Below are 16,456 nucleotides of genomic sequence, written 5' to 3'. Positions count from 1 at the left end.
ACCACCAGCACCGAGCCGGTGACATAGCGCGCCTCGGGCGAGGCGAGGAAGCCGATGGCCGCCGCGATCTCGTCGCCGCGCGCCAGCCGTCCCATCGGGATCCGCCTGCGCACGAGGCCGAGGTCCACCTTGCCGCTCTCCTCGAGCACGCCGACCATCGGCGTGCGGACATAGCCCGGCGCGACGGCGGTGACCCGGATGCCTTTGGCGGCCCATTCGCAGGCGAGCGATTTCGTTAACGAGATCAGCGCCGCCTTCGATGCGGCATAGGCGTTTCGGGCGGGGTTCGAGATCATGCCGCCCAGCGAGACCGTGTTGACGATGGCCCCGCCCCGGCCCATCCGGGCCGCCGCCTCGCGCGCCAGCGTGAACGGGGCGAGCAGGTTGGTGCGCAGGGCCGCGCGGAGTTCGTCGGTTCCGGTCTCGATGGTCGGGCGCATGGTCGGCCCGATCGCCGCGTTGTTCACCAGTACGTCAAGGCCATGGCCCAGCCCGTCCACCTTTGCGAAAAGCGCCGCGACCTGCGCCGCGTCTGACAGGTCGCAGGGCAGCGCGAGGTGGTCGCCGCCGAGAGCCGTTACGACCTCGTCCAGTCCGGTCCCTGGCAGGTCCACCGCCAGCACCCGGTCGCCGCGCGCCGCGAATTGCGCCACGAGCCCGCGGCCGATGCCGCCTGCCGCGCCGGTAATGAGGGTGGTGCGTCTGGTCATGTCGATCACTCCGGTGCCACGCGGCGGAAGAACCCGTCGCGGTAGAGCAGCGCGCTGTCCTCGCCGCTGGTGACGCCGACGACCCGGCCCAGAAGAATCTGGTGAGTCCCGACGGGGATGGATTCGGCCACCACGCAATCGAAGGTGCTGACCGCGCCGGTCAGGACCGGCACCCCGGTCACCAGCGTCGTCCAGGACCCGAGCCGCAGCCGCGTCTCGCCCGCCAACCCGCGGGTCGAGAAGGCGCGAGCGATGTCGGATTGCGTCTCGCTCAGGAAGTTCACCGCGAAACTCCCGGCCCCGTCGACGAGCCGCAGCGCACTGGCCTCGCGGTTGATGCAGACCAGAACCGTCGGCGGTTCCGTCGTGGCCGAGCAGATCGCGGTGGCCGTCAGCCCGTTGCGCTCTCCGCCATGGGCGGCGGTGATGACGGCGACCGGAGAGACCACCCGCCGCATCGCGAGGGTGTATTCTTCGGCCGAAATCGTGCCGCCCGCCTCCGGCGGTTGCGGTGTAGCGCTGCCTGTCACTTCGTCTCCCATTCGTGCTGCCGGGCCCGGACGGGCCTCAGCCTTTCGTCCGTCCGATGGCGTAGACCGGGTCGTCGGGGAAGGTGCCGCCGATCGGGGTGCGCGGGCCGAAGCGCCCGGCCTCGCTCTCCTGCGGGAGGTCCTGATGGTCGACCCAGTCGTAGACGACCGTCCGGCTCAGCACGCGCCATTCCTCGCCGCGTTTCTCGAAGAGGTCGCAATAGCGCCCGGCGAGCATCACCTGCCGCTCCACCCCGTCCGGCCCGGTGCCGCGCTGGAGGGCGAGGAAATAGGTCTCGACCGCCGCCTGCCGGCCGTCGCGGAACTCGATCAGCACGTTCCCGACGTTGTGGATGTTGCGCGGGCCCCGCGCCCAAGCGGCGCGAACCTGTTCGAAGAACCCCGAAACGGGACCGGCATAGGCGCCGTGGTTGTCGTAGGCCTCGGGCCAGTAGGACGACAGCAGCGCGGCCTCGTCGGCCCGATCGATCCCCCGACAATAGCGGTGGATGCAGTCGCGGATCGCCTCGCGGTCCAGAAGCTCCTGCAGGCGGTCATCCATGGTCTTCCTCCTTCATCACCAGCAGCGCATCGAGCGCCACGACCCCCTCGCCCTCGGGCATCACCCGCACCGGGTTGAGGTCGATCCCCGCGATCCGGTCGGCATGGGCCGCGGCGAAGCGCGACAGGTCCGACAGCAGCCGGGCGAGCGCATCCACGTCCGCGGGCTGCGCGCCGCGGGCGCCCTCGAGCAGCGGGAAGCCGCGGATCTCGCGGATCATCCTGTGCGCCTCTTCCACGCCGAAGGGCGCGGCGCGGAAGGTCACGTCCTTCAGCACCTCGACGAAGATGCCGCCCAGGCCGAACATCACCACCGGCCCGAAGCCGGGATCGTCATGCACGCCCACGATGGTCTCGACCCCGCCGCCGATCATAGGCGCGACCAGCACGCCCTCGATCCGGGCATCGGGGCAGGCCTCGGCGACGCGGGCCAGCATGGCCTCGGTCGCCTCCCGCGCCGCCTGCGCGGTGCGGATGTCCAGAGCGACACCGCCGACCTCAGTCTTGTGGAGGATGTCGGGCGAGCAGATTTTCAGCACCGCCGGGAAGCCGACGGCCGCCGCGGCCACCGCCGCCTCCTCCCCGGTCCGGGCCAGACGCTCACCGGGGAAGCGGATGCCCGCCCGCCCGAGGATCACCTTCGCCGCCGCCTCGCTGACAGGGCCCGCGGGCAGGTCCACCCGGGGCGCGGGCGCCAGGGCCGCGTCCGCGCGGGCAAACCCCTTCCGGAACCTCGCGAGCGCGCCGAAGGCATTGGCCAGCGCCGCGCCGTCCTCGTAGACCAGGAAGCCCTCGGCCTCGTATTCCGCCACCACGTCGCGGGGCGCCGACATCGTCAGACCGCGGATCCGGTCGTCGTGCCCGTCGAGCCCGGCCTTCAGCGCGGCCAGCAGCGGCGAGGCGAAACTGCGGCTTGCCGGGCCGGTGCCGAGGATGGCCGAGAACATGTCGTAGCCGCCGCGCTCCATCATCGCTTTCACGTAGGCGGTGAGGATCGACATGTCGCTGACCGCCTGCGCCGTCGCGTCCACCGGGTTCACGGGAGAGGCATAGGGCAGCATCGCCTTCAGCTCCGCCTGCGCATCCTCGGGCATGGGCGCGACGTCGAGCCCCGCCGCCGCGCAATCGTCGGCGAGCTGGATGCCGAAGCCGCCCGACATGGTGAAGATGCCGACCCGTTCGCTTTCAGGGTAGTGCCCGCGCGCCGCGGCATAGGCGACGTCGAGCTGTTCGGGCGTCGTCAGCGCGCGGTGGACGCCGTATTGCCGGAGCACCGCGTCGAAGACCGCGTCTGATCCGGCAAGCGCGGCGGTGTGCGAGGCCGCGGCCTTCGCGCCCACGTCGGTGCGGCCCGTCTTGGTGAAGATCACCGCCTTGCCGAGCTCGCGCGCGGTTTCCAGCGCAGCGCGGAAACGGTCGCCGTCGTGGATGCCTTCCGCATAGGCCATGACGACCTTCGTCTCGGGCCGGGCGATGACATGCTCCAGCGCCTCGGCCAGAGAGATGTCCATCTCGTTGCCGGTGGTCACCCACTGGCTGATGCCCATGCCGCGCGCCCGCGCCAGATGCGCCAGGTGCGAGCCGTAGGCGCCGCTCTGCGACACGATTCCGACCGGGCCGCTCTGCATCAGTTCGCCGTCCAGCACGACCGAGAAGGTGCCGTACCAGCCCGCCCCCGGGTTCATCACGCCGAGGCAGTTCGGCCCGAGCAGCCGCAGACCACCCTCCCGCGCCACGGCGGCGATGCGGGCCTGCAGCGCCACGCCCTCTGCCCCGGTCTCCGCGAAGCCCGCCGAGAAGACGACGGCCGAACGCAGGCCCTTCGCCACGCAGGCCTCGACCGCGGCCAGCGTTGCGGCCGCGGGCAGCGCGAGGATGGCGGTGTCGGGCACCTCGGGCAGCGCGGCCACGTCCGCGAACGCGGGAAGCCCCTGCACCGTCTCGCGCTTCGGGTTCACCGGGAAGATCCGGCCCGCGAAACCGCCCTCGCGCATGTAGCGCAGGGGGCGTCCGCCGATCCGGGTGACGTCGTCCGAGGCACCGATTACCGCGACACTGCGGGGGGCGAGCAGGCTGGCGAAGGCGTCGGTCGTGTGCAGCGTGTCAGCCATAGAGCGGCTCCGGTATGCCTGTGACCCCGAGCCCTTCGAGGGCGAAGAGATAGCCGCCGTAGGGATGGCGCGAGATCGCGCGCCCCGAGCCGGAATCCTTGATCGTGGTCATGAAGAGGATCGACATGTCGGGTCCGCCGAAGGTGACGCAGCTCGGCATGTCCACGGGGGCTTCGACCAGCCGGTCGAGCTTGCCCTCGGGTGTGAAGCGGCCGATCTTGCCGGCCTGCACCAGCGAGACCCAGATGCAGCCCTCGGAATCCACCGTCGCCCCGTCGGGGCCGGAATGGTAGGGCCGCGTGTCGACATGAATGCGCGGCTCGGTCAGGGGTTCGCGCTCGGGGGAATAATGGTAGGCGCGGATCGCCCGGTCGAGGCTGTCGGCAAAGTAGAACGTGTCGCCTGACGGGCTGAAACAGACGGAGTTCGAGATCCGGATGCCGGTCGCGAGGCATTCGGCCTCACCGTCCCCGGAGACGCGGATCAGCGTGCCCTCGGGCTCGGCGAAGACACCCATCGTGCCGCAGAGGAACCGGCCCTGCCGGTCGACCTTGCCGTCGTTGAACCGCACCCGCTCGTTCACGGGCTCGGGGACATAGACCGGCTCGAGCGTGCCGTCGGCGATGGAGAGCAGGTAGATCCCGTCCGCGAGCCCCACGATCAGCCGCCCGGACTCCTGGCAGAGCGCCAGCGAGCCGATGATCGAGGGCACTTTCACCTCGCCGACCCTGTCGGTCGCATAGTCGAGGTAGCGCACCAGGCAGGAGACGCCGTCGACCCAGTAGAGCCGGCCAAGGCGGTCGTCCCAGATCGGGCTTTCGCCCAGCATGTCGGGCGACGGCGAGATGCGGGTCGCGGTGACGGTGATGGTCATGACGTGGTCTCGGATGGGGTGGGGTGCGGCCCGGCGGAACCGGGCCGCACCGTCACGGCGTCACTTGGAAACGAGAGAGCATTCGCTCTCCGACATCGGACGCCACACATCCTCGGCCGGGAGCGTACCAAGGATCTTGTAGTAATCCCACGGGTACTGGGAGTCCTCGGGGGTCTTCACCTGCACCTGCAGCATGTCGCGCAGCACCACACCGTCCTCGCGGATCGTCGCATCATGGGTGAAGACGTCGTTCACCGGCATCTCGCGCATGGCGGCCATCACCGCGGGGCCCGCGTCGGACCCGGCGGCCTCGACGGCCTTGAGGTAATGGTTCACCGCGGAATAGGTGACGGTCTGGGATTCGTTGGGCTTGCGGTCGCTGCCCAGCATCGCCGTGTAGCGCTCGGTATAGGCGCGGGTCTCGTCGTTTTCGTCCCAGTAGGCCGGTGCCGAGGCGATCAGCCCCTGCATCGCCTCGAGCCCGATGCCGTGCACGTTGTTCACCTGCATGCCGAGCGGGGCGAGCTTCTGGCCCGATTCAGCGATGCCGAATTCCCGCGCCTGCTTGATGACGTTGGCAAGGTCCGACCCGGCGTTCGCGATCCCGATCACCTTCGCGCCCGAAGCCTGGGCCTGCAGCAGCTGCGACGAGAAATCGGTGGCGCCCAGCGGATGCAGGACCGAGCCCATCACCGTGCCGCCGTTTTCCTCGATGAAGCGGGTGGCGTCGTCCTGCCACTGCTTGCCGAAGGTGTAATCGACGGTGATGAAGTACCAGGTGTCGAGCCCCTGCTCGAGCTGCGCCATGACCGAGCCCTTGGCGAGCGTGTAGGTGTCATAGGCCCAGTTCGTGCCGAAGGGCGAGCATTTCGCGTTAGTCGTGTCCGAGGACGCGGTGCCGGCGATCAGGTAGGGCTTTTCGTTTTCCTTCATCACGTCCTGGACAGCCAGTGCGATGGACGAGGCCGAGCAGCCGACGATCGCGTCGACGCCTTCGCTCTCGACCCATTTCAGGGCCTGGGCAACGCCGATGTCGGGCTTGTTCTGGTCGTCCGCGATCAGGACCTCGACCGGGGTGCCGTTGACCGAGCCGCCGTGATCCTCGATGGCGAGCTTGACCGAAGCGACCGAGCCGGCGCCGCAATTGTCCGCGTAGGGGCCGGACTGGTCGTTCATCACGCCGATCTTGATGACGTTGTCCGAGATCTCGGCATGGACCTGCGGCGCGCCCAGTGCGGTCGCGGCAAGCAGGGTGGCCAGGCGGCCCGGAGTCTTGAGGTATTTCATGTCTTCCTCCCTGGAATGGGGTGGTCCTCCTCAGGCCGCCCCCTGTGCTACCGGCGCGTCACGAGAACGCGTAGGTGATGCCCCCGTCGACAAAGAGCATGTCGCCGGTGATGAACGAGGCCTCTTCCGAGGCGAGGAACACGGCCGCGTTGGCCATGTCCTCGGGCTGGCCGAGCCGCCGGATCGGGATGCGCTCGCGCCGCCGTTCCCAGCCGTCCTCGGTGACCACGCGCATCGCGCCGTCGGTCTGCGTGGGACCCGGGGCGATGGCATTGACGCGGATGTTGTCGGGGCCGAACTCGGCCGCGCCCGAGCGGGTTGCGGCGGCCACGGCGGCCTTGATCGCGCTGTACATGATCCCGTGCTTCATCGCGATCACGGCCGAGGGCGAGGCGATGTTGACGATCGCCCCCTGCCCCGCCGCGCGCATCTGCGGGATGACGGCCTGATAGCCCCAGATCACGCCCTTGAAACCGACGTCGATCATCCGCCCGATGGCGGTCTCGTCCTGTTCTTCCAGCGGGCCGTAGCGGTTCCACATGGCATTGTTGACCAGCAGGGTGACCGGACCGAATTCGGATTTCAGAGCCTCGGCGGCAGCGAAGACCTCGTCGCGATTGGCGACGTTTCCGGTCAGCGCCACGGCCTTCCCGCCCGCCTCGCGGATGGCGTCGGCCGCCGGTTCGGCGACGTCCGGCCGCAGGTCCAGCACGCCGACCGCCGCGCCTTCGCGGGCATAGGCCTCGCAGATTGCGCGCCCGATGCCGCGGCCGCCTCCGGTCACCAGTGCCACCTTGCCTTCAAGCCGTCCGCCCATGCGTCCTCCCTTGCCGGAGAAAGCGCCGCGCGCCCGCCTCCGGGTCTCTGTCCGTCGTCCGAATTCCGGTTGTCCGGTGGGGCCGCCCGGCTCTCGGGCGGTCCCGGTCTCTCCTCCTGCGGTGGCGCGCGTCCTCTCCTGAACGACTCCCTCCTCGGCTTGGTCCCAGTGTCACACGGCGTGTTGTGGGGGCCAAATCTTTTGGATATGTGTAGGACACTTTCACATAGTTGAAAGTCGTGCGGGAGAGGAGGCCCTCATGAGTGACGAGAAAGTCAAATCGGCTGCCCGAGCCTTCGAGATCCTGGACTACTTCCGGCTCAGCCGTCAGCCGCGGTCGATGTCCGAACTGGCCGCCGGTCTCGGCTATCCGCTGTCGAGCACAACGGTCCTGCTGAAGACGCTCGTTAAGCTGGGCTACCTGAACTACGACCGGCGCGCGCGGGTCTACTTCCCGACCACCAAGGTCACGGGCCTGGGCGACTGGATCCCAAAGGCGCTGTTCGGGTCGGGGCAGGTGATCGACGCGATGCACGACCTGCACGCCGCGACCGGCGAGGGCATCTTCCTGGGGGCCAAGAACGACGTCTACCTCCAGTACATCCAGACCAAGGAATCGATCCACGCCCTGCGCTTCCACATCGAGGAGGGCACGATCCGGCCGATCACCAAGTCGATCGCGGGCCTCGTGCTGCTGGCCACGCTTCCGCCCGACAAGCTGGAGAACACGGTGCGCCGGGCCAACATCGCAACGCCCAAGGCCTCGGACCGGGTGAAGCTTTCGGACGTGACCGAGAAGGTCGCCGAAATCCGCCGCCTCGGCTACGGCTATGTCGAGGACACCCCCTTCGAGGGCGGCGCCACCTTCGCGATGATCCTGCCGGTCCTGGTGCAGGGCCAGCCGATCGCGCTGGCGCTCGGCGGCGTGGCGGACCGGTTCCGCAGGAACCACGACCGCTACCTGCAGGCGCTGCGCAATGCGGTCCGCTCGGTGCGCACCGATCCCGATTTCGGCCACCCGGTCCAGATCGAGCTTTGACGCCGCGGACCGCATCGCCTTATTCCGCTTCCCGCGGCTTGCCGGCCGGGGCGTCCTTCGCCCGGGCCTGGCGGCGGCGGAAGAAAGCCCCCGCCTCGCCGACCACACCGCGGCGGAAGAACAGGATCACGAGGATCAGGATGATCCCCTGCGCGATCAGGGCCCATTCGCCGAACTGCGCCAGTTCGTCGTTCATGACGATGACAATCCCGGCTCCGACCATCGGGCCGGTCAGCGTGCCGAGCCCGCCGAGCAGGGTCATCAGAATAACCTCGCCCGAGACGGTCCAGGACACGTCGGTGAGCGTGGCGAACCCGTAGACCGCCGCCTTCATCCCGCCCGCGAAACCCGCGATCCCGGCCGAGATGCTCATGGCGAGGATCTTGAACCGTTCGGGCTTGAAGCCCAGGGATTCCACCCGGGGTTCGTTGTCGCGGATCGCCTTCAGGATCTCGCCGTAGGGCGAATGGATCACCCGGTAGGCCAGCAGGATCGCGAGCGCGGTCATCCCGAGGATCACGTAATAGAAGGTGAGCGTGTCCGACACGTCGAAGATCCCGAACAGCTCCGAGCGGGGGATCCCCTGCATCCCGTTCTCGCCGCCGGTGAACTCGGACCGGAGCAGCAGGAAGTAGACGAACTGCGCGAAGGCGAAGGTAATCATCGCGAACTGGATGCCCGAGCGCCGGACCGCAACGAAGCCCACGAAGGCGCCGAGCACCGCCGAGACGAGGGCGCCCGCCAGGATCGCGATCTCGAGCGACAGGTCGGTGGTCTTCAGGATGTGGCCGGTGACGTAGGCCGAGAGCCCCAGGAACATCGCCTGCCCGAAGCAGAGCAGCCCGACGTAGCCGAGGAGCAGGTTGAACGAGGTGGCGAAGACGACGAAGCAAAGTATCGTCATCAGCAGCACCGGGTAGACGAAGAACGGGGCGATCAGCGCCGCCGCGACGCCAAGCAGGATCAGGGCGATGCGCATCACGATTTCTCCGTTCCGGAAAACAGCCCGCTGGGCCGGAAGATCAGCGCCAGCAGCATGATGAAGAAGATCACCAGGCCCGCGCCCTCGGGGTAGAAGACCTTGGTCAGCCCCTCGACGATGCCCAGCAGATAGCCGGTGAGGATCGCCCCGATGATCGAGCCCATGCCGCCGATCACCACCACCGCGAAGATGGTGATCATCAGCCCCGAGCCCATGGAGGGCGAGACCTGGTAGACCGGCGCGGCCAGAACACCCGACAGCCCGGCCAGGCCGACGCCGAAACCGTAGGTGAGCGTCATCATGCGGGGCACGTTGATGCCGAAGCTCTCGACGATCTCGGGCGATTCATTGGCCGCCCGCAGGTAGGAGCCGAGCTTCGTGTGCTCGATTAACAGCCAGGTCCCGAGGCAGGTCACGACCGAGAAGACGACGACCCAGAGCCGGTACCACGGCATGAACATGAACCCGAGGTTCACCCCACCCGGCAGCGGCGAGTTGTAGGGCAAGCCAGTGGAGCCGTATTGCTGGCGGATCAGCCCCTCGATCACCAGCGTCGCGGCATAGGTCACCAGCAGCGAATATAGGTGGTCGAGGTTGGCGATCGGCTTCAGCAGCAATCGCTCCATGACGATGCCGAAGATCGCCACCACAACCGGCGCGATGAACAGCGCCCCCCAATAGGGGATGCCGAGGTGGGTGAGCAGCAGCCAGGCGACGAAGGCGCCCAGCATGTACTGCGCCCCGTGCGCGAAGTTCACCACGTGCATGAGCCCGAAGATGATCGCCAGCCCCATGGCCAGCATCGCGTAGAAGGAGCCGTTGATGACCCCGATCAGAAGCTGTCCGAAGAGCAGCTGCGGCGTGATCCCGTCGAACATGCTCACACTCCCAGGTAGGTCTTGACGCGGTTGAGGTCGGCCGACAGCTCGTCGTTGGTGAGCTGGTCCACGACCGTGCCGTGTTCGATCACGACATGCCGATCGGCGACCGACCGGGCGAAGTTCAGGTTCTGCTCGACCAGCAGGATCGTGTAGCCCTGCGCCTTGAGCCGGCGGATCTGCGCGCCGATCTCCTTCACGACCACCGGGGCAAGGCCCTCGGAGGGTTCGTCGAGCAGCAGGAACCGGCAGCCGTTCCGCAGGATGCGGGCGATGGCGAGCATCTGCTGCTCGCCGCCCGACAGCTGCGTCCCCCGGCTCGACGCGCGGGCCCTGAGGTTCGGGAAGGTCTCGAACAGGGCATCCTCGCTCATGCCGCCGGATTTCAGCGTCGGCGGCAGCGACAGGTTCTCGCGCACCGAGAGCGAGGCGAAGATGCCGCGTTCCTCGGGGCAATAGGCGATGCCCTGTCGCGCGATCTGGTATGTGCGCTTGCCGATCAGCTCATTCCCTTCGAAGCGGATGGAGCCCTTGCGGTTCTTCACGATCCCCATGATCGACCGCAGCGTGGTGGTCTTGCCGGCGCCGTTGCGGCCGATCAGCGTGACCAGCTCGCCCGGGTTGACCCTGAAGCCGATCCCCTGCAGCGCCTGGCTTTCGGCGTACCAGGCACGCAGGTCCGTCACCTCGAGCAATGCGGTGTCAGTGGGCATCCTCGACCCCTCCCATGTAGGCGGCGATGACGCGCTCGTCGGCCGAGACCTCCGGATAGGTGCCTTCCATCAGCACCTGCCCCGCCTGCAGCACCGTGATCCGGTCCGAGAGGGTCGAAACGACCGAGAGGTTGTGCTCCACGATCACGATCGTGCGCCCGGCCGAGACCTTGCGGATCAGCTGGGTGATCGGCTCGATATCCTCGTGGCCCATGCCGGCGGTCGGTTCGTCCAGCAACATCACCTGCGGATCGAGTGCCAGCGTCGTCGCGATCTCGAGGGCGCGCTTCTTGCCATAGGAGAGATCGGCAGCCTTTGCCGTCTCGGCATCCGCGAGCCCCACATCCGCCAGCAATTCCCGCGCCCTCGTGTCGAGGCCGCGGATCGACGAGATCGGGCTGAGGAAGCGGAACGCCCTGCCATGCGCCGATTGCAGCGCGACGCGGACGTTCTCGAGCACCGTCATGTCGGCGAAGATCGCCGAGATCTGGAACGACCGGACCATCCCGCGCTTCGCGACGTCGCTCGTGCGCAGCCCCGAGATGTCCTCGCCGTTCAGGATGATCTGCCCGGTCGAGGGTTGGAGCGTCTTGGTCAGGAGGTTGAAACAGGTCGTCTTGCCCGCCCCGTTCGGCCCGATCAGGGCGTGGATCGATCCGCGCGGGATCCTGAGGTGCACGTCCTTGACCGCCCAGAACGATCCGAACTGCTTGCCGATCCCCCGCGCCTCGAGCGCGTAGTCCGGTCCGGTTGTGTTCGCCATCTCTCCCCTCCCTTCCGGCCGCGCCCCTCAGGACGGCAGGCCGAGCACGCCTTTCGCGAGAACACCGCGCTGGATTTCATTGGACCCGCCGAAGATCGCCGGCGCCCGGCTGTCGAGGTAGAGGTTCATCGCGTCGACCTCGCCCTCCGCCGTCTGCAGATCGTCCCAGAAGCGGGCTTCCTCACCCGCCACGGTCAGCATCTCCTCGGTGATCCGCTGGTAGAGTTCCGAGCAGAAGATTTTCAGCACCGAGACATCGGGACCAAGGTCACCGCCCGCCCGCAGCACCCGCGCGAACCGTTCGAAGGCGGAGCCGAGGTCGTAGAGGTCGAGCCTGAGCTTGGCATAGCGCGCGACGAAACCGGGATCGTCGAAGGCGCCCCGGTCCTTGGCCAGCCGTTCAAGCCGCTTGATCGCGTATTCGGGGCGCGAGGGCGCACCGAGGAAGATGCGCTCGTGCCCCAGCACCGCCTTGGCCAGCGCCCAGCCCTGATCGACCTCGCCCACCACGTTGGCGGCGGGCACACGGACATTGTCGAAGAAGACCTCGCAGAAGTCCGTCTCCTGCCGCAGGTTCGGGATCGGGCGCACGGTGACGCCCGGGTCGGTCATGTCGACCAGCAGCACGGTGATGCCGTTCTGCCGCTTCGGGCCGTCGCTGCTGGTCCGCGCGAGCAGCAGGATCCAGTTCGCGCAATGGGCCAGCGTGGTCCAGATCTTCTGGCCGTTGACGATGAAGTCGTCCCCGTCCCGCACGGCGGCGGTCTTCAGGCTGGCAAGGTCCGAACCCGCGTTCGGCTCGGAATAGCCCTGGCACCAGACATGCTCCCCCGAGAGGATCTTCGGCAGGAAGAAGTCATTCTGCGCGTCCGTGCCGTAGCGGATCAGAAGCGGGCCGGTCAGGCCGATGCCGTGGTCGGGAATGCGCGGGCAGCCAAGCCGGGCCCATTCCTCGACATAGACGATGTGCTTGCCCGCATCGAGGCCCATGCCGCCGTATTCCTGCGGCCAGACCGGCGAGAGCCAGCCCTTCTCGGCCAGACGGTGATACCACTCGGCGACCTCTTCGAAGACCGGACGCTGCTTGCGCATGAAGCGCAGCTCGGGCGGCAGGTTCTCTTCCACCCAGCTCCGGAAGATCGCCCGGAAGTCCGCGTCGCTGAGGGCGTTCCAGTCCTGCTGCTCGGCCATCACACTTCGTCCGAGAACACGGCCGGGCGCTTTTCGAGGAAGGCGGCCATCGCCTCCTTGCTGTCGGCATGCCCGGTCATCTCGACGGTCAGGTTCTGCTCGAACCGGTAGCCGTCCTTGAGGCCCATCGTCTCGACCGTGTTCAGCGCCCGCTTGGCGAGCTTGATCGCGGTCGGCGACTTGGAGGCCATGTTGCGCGCCATTTCCATGGCGGTGTCCATCAACTCTTCCGGCTCGACGCAGGCCTCGATCAGGCCGCGGCGGTAGAGCTCTTCGGCCGGGACGCGGTAGCCGGTCAGCACCATCCGCCGTGTAAGGCCCACCGGGAAGACCCGCATCGTGTGGCGCACGCCACCCATCAGGCCGATGTCGATCTCGGGCAGGCCGAAAACCGCCCTGGTCGAGGCCACGATGATGTCCGAGCAGATCGCCAGCCCCATGCCCGCGCCGAGCGCCGGGCCGTTCACGGCGGCGATGACGGGGATGTTCATCTCCATGATGACGAACCCGACCTCGCGCGCCCGGCGCAGGTGGCGGTTGATGTCGCCCGGTTCCCATTCGCTCTGTTTGGCGCGGCCCTTGATGTCGGCCCCGGCCGAGAAGCACTTGCCGTTGCCGGTCAGCACGACGCAGCGCACGCCCTTCTTATGGTTGAGCTCGTCGAAGACCGCGATCAGCTCTTCCATGAATTCCTTCGACTGGGCGTTCACCGGCGGCGCGTCCAGCGTGACGACCGCGATGTGATCCTCGATCTTCGTCTTGATCAGCTCATTCTTCATGTCATGGTCCTTTCAAGCGGCGACGCGTTCGCGCGCCACGAATTGCAGGCGCAGCTCTTCCGGCTGGCCGAGGGTTGCGTTCAGGGCGACGGCCCGCTTCATGAAGAGGCCGATGTCGCAATCGTCGGTGAAGCCCATGGCCCCGTGCAGGTGGATCGCCCGGCGGGTGATCGAGACGGCGGCATCCCCGGCCCGCGCCTTGGCGGCGAGAACCGCGAGGTCGGCGGGAAGCCCCTGCCCTTCCGCGCAGGTCTCCACGGCGTGGACCACGGCGGCATTGGCGAACTCGGCATCGGCCCACATGTCGACCAACCGGTGCTGGACCACCTGGAAAGAGGCGATGCGCTTGCCGAACTGCACCCGCTCGATGGTGTAGGCCGCGGTTTCCTCGATCGCGCGCGTGGCGATCCCGGCCATCTCGGCGGCGAGCATCAGGCGGGTGACCGCGATTGCCCGGTCCAGCGCCGTGCCGACGCTGTTGCCGCCCGCAAGCTGCCGGTCGGCCGCGACGCGGGTGCCGTCGAAGCTGACCGCGGCGAGCATCGTGCCGTCGAGCGTCGGATGCGCGTCGACCGTCACACCGGCGGCATCGGCCGGCACGCTCAGCAGAATGTCCTCGCCGCCCGAGCGCGCGAGCACCAGGAAATCAGTGGCCGATTGCGCCGCCGAGACGAACTCCACCCGGCCGGAGAGGGTGATCCCGTCGCCCGAGACCCTGGCCTCGACCGGCGCGGGGGCACCTTTCCGGCCCTGCCAGGCCGGGGCGGCGATGACGCTTCCGGCAATCAGCCCTTCGGCAAGACGCGCGCGTTCCGTGCCCGCGTTGGCGCCGGCCAGCAGCATGCCCGCGAAGACGCTGAGCTGCGCCAGCGGTTCCGTCACGAGCGCGCGGCCGAGCGCCTCGCTCAGCACCGCCTGTTCGGGCAGGCCCAGCCCGGCGCCGCCGAGCTCCTCGGGCAGCATCAGGCCCAGCCACCCGGCTTCGGCCATCTTCGCCCATGTGTCGCGGTCGAGGTCGGCGCCCGCCGCGCGGCGCTTGCGGAAGGCCGCGGGCCCCGGATGCCGGGCCGCGAAGCCCGCCACGCTATCATGCAGCAGGGCCAGCCCGCCATCTTCGTCGTCAAGTATCAGACCGGTCATCTTGTCGTCTCCGTCAGGCCGTTTCCGGCAGGAAATGGTCCGCAAACTGCTTGCGGAGCTCGGTTTTCTGGATTTTCCCCGTGGCCGTGTGCGGGATCGCATCGACATAGGCGATGTCGTCCGGCAGCCACCATTTCGCGACATACCCGGCGAGGAAGTCGCGCAGGCCCGCGGGATCGGGCGAGGCGCCCTTGCGCAGGACGACGATCAGCAGCGGACGCTCCTGCCATTTCGGATGGGACAGCCCGATCACTGCCGCCTCGGCCACGTCCGGATGGGCCATGGCGGCGTTCTCGAGGTCGATTGACGAGATCCACTCGCCGCCGGACTTGATGACGTCCTTGGACCGGTCGGTGATGCGCACGTAGCCGTCGCCGTCGAGCGTCGCGATGTCGCCGGTGTCGAACCAGCCCTCGGCATCCGGGCCGGTGCCCGCCTGCCCGTAATAGCCCGAGGTCACCCAGTGGCCCCGGATCTGCAGCTCGCCCGGCGTCCTGCCGTCCATCGGGACGAGCGCACCGTCGTCGTCGATGTGCCGCAGCTCGACCCCGAAGACCGGGCGGCCGCCGACGCATTGCATCTCGACCCGCGCGTCGTCGTCGAGCGCGGCGTGCTTCGGCAGCAGGTTGCCCACCGTGGCCACCGGGCTCGTCTCGCTCATGCCCCAGGCCTGGAAGCCGTGGACACCGATCGCGCTCAGCCGCCGCATCAGGGCCCGGGGCGCGGAGGACCCGCCGACGATCACCCGCTCGAGCGAGAGCTCGGTCTCGGGATCGCGCGTCTCGGCGTGGTCGAGGAAACCGAACCACACGGTCGGCACGCCCAGCGAGAAGGTGCAGCCCTCGGTCGCGGCCAGCTCGTAGAGGCTCGCCCCGTCGAGGTTCGGGCCCGGCAGGACCAGCTTCGCGCCGCACATCGCCGAGGCATAGGGGATGCCCCATCCGTTCACGTGGAAGAGCGGCACGCAGAGCAGCGTGCTGTCGCGCGACGACAGCGCCATCCCGTCGACCTGGCAGAGCATCATCGAATGCAGCAGCGTGGACCGGTGCGAATAGAGCACGCCCTTCGGATTGCCCGTCGTGCCCGAAGTGTAGCAGAGCGAGGAGGCCGCCGTTTCGTCGAAGTCGGGCCAGTCATAGGTTGCGTCCTGCGCCCCGAGGATCGTTTCGTAGCAGAGGCTAGCCGCGGGCATCTCTGCCATGTGGGCCGCGTCGGTCATCGCGATCCTCGTCTCGACGCTGTGCAGCCCGTCGCCCAGCTCGGTCACGAGCCCCGCGAAGGTGATGTCGAACATCAGGACCCGCGCCTCGGCATGGTTGAGGATGTAGGAAATCTGGTCCGGAAAAAGCCGCGGATTCACCGTGTGCAGCACCGCGCCGATGCCGGAGACCGCGAAGTAGAGTTCAAGATGTCGGTGCGTGTTCCAGGCCAGGGTCGCCACGCGGTCGCCCGGCCGCACTCCGAGGTCGAGCAGCGCCTGCGCGATCTTCTTCGCCCGGTCCGCGATGCCGGCGTAGCTGTGGCGCACCACCGGCCCCTCGCAGGTCCGGGTGACGATCTCGGCTTCGGAATGGTAGCGGCTCGCGTGCTCGATCAGCGATGAGATCAGCAGCGGGCGGTCCTGCATCAGGCCACGCATCGGGTCCTCCTCCCTTGTCGGGCGGCCTCCATTCCGCCCGGTGCGGCGATGACGCTACGGATCGGAGTTTGTGTCAAAGGAAACCCAAATGTGTTTTCCACTTTCACAGCTGTGAAATCCTGACCCCGTCGTCAGCGGGTTTGCAGGGCACGATCTTCACAGCTGTGAAACTCTTCCATCCCTGACGCGAAAAAGCGTCGGGCGAAAACGGTGCGGGGCCGGCCCCTGGAAGGGCCGGCCCCGACGATTCGCCGCGCCTGTTGCGATCAGCCGCGCGCCGCCGCCTTCCCGGCCGCGAGGCGCTTGCGTTCGGTCCAGGAGAGGTAGAGCCCGTAGAGGACCAGCAGCGCCGAGGCGCCGAGGCAGACCTGGGCGATGCCGCTCGACAGGAAGGCGCCGAAATCGCCGCCCGAGAGCAGCAGTGTCCGGCGGAAATGCTCCT

General features: G+C 68.2%; 15 protein-coding genes and 1 pseudogene. 1 reads left to right on the top strand and 15 read right to left on the bottom strand.

Translation table 11 applies throughout. The features are described from left to right. Positions 1-47 precede the first annotated feature (47 nt). The 7 genes and pseudogenes from Q344_RS26760 to Q344_RS0120240 form a co-directional block, all read right to left on the bottom strand. Positions 48-710, bottom strand: a pseudogene (locus Q344_RS26760) (SDR family oxidoreductase); the annotation flags it as partial. 5 nt (positions 711-715) lie between these two features. Beyond that, complete coding sequence (locus Q344_RS0120265) at positions 716-1,240, bottom strand: flavin reductase family protein (protein ID WP_169739210.1); 525 nt, start codon at positions 1,238-1,240, stop codon at positions 716-718. Between the two features lie 37 nt (positions 1,241-1,277). Then, on the bottom strand, positions 1,278-1,802 hold the full coding sequence (locus tag Q344_RS0120260; RefSeq protein WP_028288390.1) for a nuclear transport factor 2 family protein: 525 nt from the start codon (positions 1,800-1,802) through the stop codon (positions 1,278-1,280). Beyond that, on the bottom strand, positions 1,795-3,912 hold the full coding sequence (locus Q344_RS0120255; protein ID WP_051630916.1) for an acetate--CoA ligase family protein: 2,118 nt from the start codon (positions 3,910-3,912) through the stop codon (positions 1,795-1,797). The genes Q344_RS0120260 and Q344_RS0120255 overlap by 8 nt, the downstream gene beginning before the upstream one ends. Continuing rightward, entirely contained in the window at positions 3,905-4,786 is an 882-nt protein-coding gene (locus tag Q344_RS0120250; RefSeq protein WP_229669239.1) for an SMP-30/gluconolactonase/LRE family protein, read from the bottom strand. Before Q344_RS0120250 ends, Q344_RS0120255 begins: the two co-directional genes overlap by 8 nt. Positions 4,787-4,846: 60 nt before the next feature. Continuing rightward, positions 4,847-6,073, bottom strand: a complete 1,227-nt coding sequence (locus Q344_RS0120245) for an ABC transporter substrate-binding protein (protein ID WP_028288387.1) — start codon at positions 6,071-6,073, stop codon at positions 4,847-4,849. Between the two features lie 58 nt (positions 6,074-6,131). After that, a complete protein-coding gene (locus tag Q344_RS0120240; protein ID WP_028288386.1) occupies positions 6,132-6,890 on the bottom strand; it encodes an SDR family NAD(P)-dependent oxidoreductase in 759 nt (252 codons plus the stop codon). A gap of 259 nt (positions 6,891-7,149) precedes the next feature. Between Q344_RS0120240 and Q344_RS0120235 the strand changes: the two genes are divergently transcribed. Beyond that, positions 7,150-7,929: an IclR family transcriptional regulator gene (locus tag Q344_RS0120235; RefSeq protein ID WP_028288385.1), complete on the top strand. Its 780-nt coding sequence runs from the start codon at positions 7,150-7,152 to the stop codon at positions 7,927-7,929. A gap of 19 nt (positions 7,930-7,948) precedes the next feature. Here Q344_RS0120235 and Q344_RS0120230 read toward each other — a convergent pair whose 3' ends face one another. Genes Q344_RS0120230 through Q344_RS0120195 form a run of 8 tightly spaced genes read right to left on the bottom strand, consistent with a single transcriptional unit; the run spans position 7,949 to position 16,014 of the window. Further along, positions 7,949-8,908, bottom strand: a complete 960-nt coding sequence (locus Q344_RS0120230) for a branched-chain amino acid ABC transporter permease (protein ID WP_036540152.1) — start codon at positions 8,906-8,908, stop codon at positions 7,949-7,951. Continuing rightward, the gene (locus tag Q344_RS0120225; protein ID WP_028288383.1) at positions 8,908-9,789 is read right to left on the bottom strand and encodes a branched-chain amino acid ABC transporter permease; all 882 of its coding nucleotides are present in this window, start codon (positions 9,787-9,789) and stop codon (positions 8,908-8,910) included. Before Q344_RS0120225 ends, Q344_RS0120230 begins: the two co-directional genes overlap by 1 nt. A 2-nt stretch (positions 9,790-9,791) precedes the next feature. Then, on the bottom strand, positions 9,792-10,502 hold the full coding sequence (locus Q344_RS0120220) for an ABC transporter ATP-binding protein (protein WP_028288382.1): 711 nt from the start codon (positions 10,500-10,502) through the stop codon (positions 9,792-9,794). Continuing rightward, a complete protein-coding gene (locus tag Q344_RS0120215; RefSeq protein ID WP_028288381.1) occupies positions 10,492-11,265 on the bottom strand; it encodes an ABC transporter ATP-binding protein in 774 nt (257 codons plus the stop codon). The genes Q344_RS0120220 and Q344_RS0120215 overlap by 11 nt, the downstream gene beginning before the upstream one ends. A gap of 27 nt (positions 11,266-11,292) precedes the next feature. Next, entirely contained in the window at positions 11,293-12,456 is a 1,164-nt protein-coding gene (locus Q344_RS0120210; RefSeq protein WP_036540150.1) for an acyl-CoA dehydrogenase family protein, read from the bottom strand. Continuing rightward, a complete protein-coding gene (locus tag Q344_RS0120205) occupies positions 12,456-13,235 on the bottom strand; it encodes an enoyl-CoA hydratase/isomerase family protein (protein WP_028288379.1) in 780 nt (259 codons plus the stop codon). Before Q344_RS0120205 ends, Q344_RS0120210 begins: the two co-directional genes overlap by 1 nt. A gap of 12 nt (positions 13,236-13,247) precedes the next feature. Continuing rightward, complete coding sequence (locus Q344_RS0120200) at positions 13,248-14,375, bottom strand: acyl-CoA dehydrogenase family protein (protein ID WP_028288378.1); 1,128 nt, start codon at positions 14,373-14,375, stop codon at positions 13,248-13,250. 13 nt (positions 14,376-14,388) lie between these two features. Beyond that, the gene (locus tag Q344_RS0120195; protein ID WP_028288377.1) at positions 14,389-16,014 is read right to left on the bottom strand and encodes a long-chain fatty acid--CoA ligase; all 1,626 of its coding nucleotides are present in this window, start codon (positions 16,012-16,014) and stop codon (positions 14,389-14,391) included. Between the last annotated feature and the right edge of the window lie 442 nt (positions 16,015-16,456).

Source organism: Pseudooceanicola nanhaiensis DSM 18065, assembly GCF_000688295.1.
In the GTDB taxonomy this organism is placed as follows: domain Bacteria; phylum Pseudomonadota; class Alphaproteobacteria; order Rhodobacterales; family Rhodobacteraceae; genus Pseudooceanicola; species Pseudooceanicola nanhaiensis.
This window is presented reverse-complemented; position numbering and strand designations above follow the sequence as displayed.

Bases quoted from the DNA above. Each gene is read 5' to 3' on its own strand.
- Q344_RS0120195 (WP_028288377.1), bottom strand. From the start codon at position 16,014: ATGCGTGGCCTGATGCAGGACCGCCCGCTGCTGATCTCATCGCTGATC.
- Q344_RS0120240 (WP_028288386.1), bottom strand. From the start codon at position 6,890: ATGGGCGGACGGCTTGAAGGCAAGGTGGCACTGGTGACCGGAGGCGGC.
- Q344_RS0120260 (WP_028288390.1), bottom strand. From the start codon at position 1,802: ATGGATGACCGCCTGCAGGAGCTTCTGGACCGCGAGGCGATCCGCGAC.
- Q344_RS0120200 (WP_028288378.1), bottom strand. From the start codon at position 14,375: ATGACCGGTCTGATACTTGACGACGAAGATGGCGGGCTGGCCCTGCTG.
- Q344_RS0120220 (WP_028288382.1), bottom strand. From the start codon at position 10,502: ATGCCCACTGACACCGCATTGCTCGAGGTGACGGACCTGCGTGCCTGG.
- Q344_RS0120250 (WP_229669239.1), bottom strand. From the start codon at position 4,786: ATGACCATCACCGTCACCGCGACCCGCATCTCGCCGTCGCCCGACATG.
- Q344_RS0120210 (WP_036540150.1), bottom strand. From the start codon at position 12,456: ATGGCCGAGCAGCAGGACTGGAACGCCCTCAGCGACGCGGACTTCCGG.
- Q344_RS0120230 (WP_036540152.1), bottom strand. From the start codon at position 8,908: ATGCGCATCGCCCTGATCCTGCTTGGCGTCGCGGCGGCGCTGATCGCC.
- Q344_RS0120245 (WP_028288387.1), bottom strand. From the start codon at position 6,073: ATGAAATACCTCAAGACTCCGGGCCGCCTGGCCACCCTGCTTGCCGCG.
- Q344_RS0120205 (WP_028288379.1), bottom strand. From the start codon at position 13,235: ATGAAGAATGAGCTGATCAAGACGAAGATCGAGGATCACATCGCGGTC.
- Q344_RS0120235 (WP_028288385.1), top strand. From the start codon at position 7,150: ATGAGTGACGAGAAAGTCAAATCGGCTGCCCGAGCCTTCGAGATCCTG.
- Q344_RS0120255 (WP_051630916.1), bottom strand. From the start codon at position 3,912: ATGGCTGACACGCTGCACACGACCGACGCCTTCGCCAGCCTGCTCGCC.
- Q344_RS0120215 (WP_028288381.1), bottom strand. From the start codon at position 11,265: ATGGCGAACACAACCGGACCGGACTACGCGCTCGAGGCGCGGGGGATC.
- Q344_RS0120225 (WP_028288383.1), bottom strand. From the start codon at position 9,789: ATGTTCGACGGGATCACGCCGCAGCTGCTCTTCGGACAGCTTCTGATC.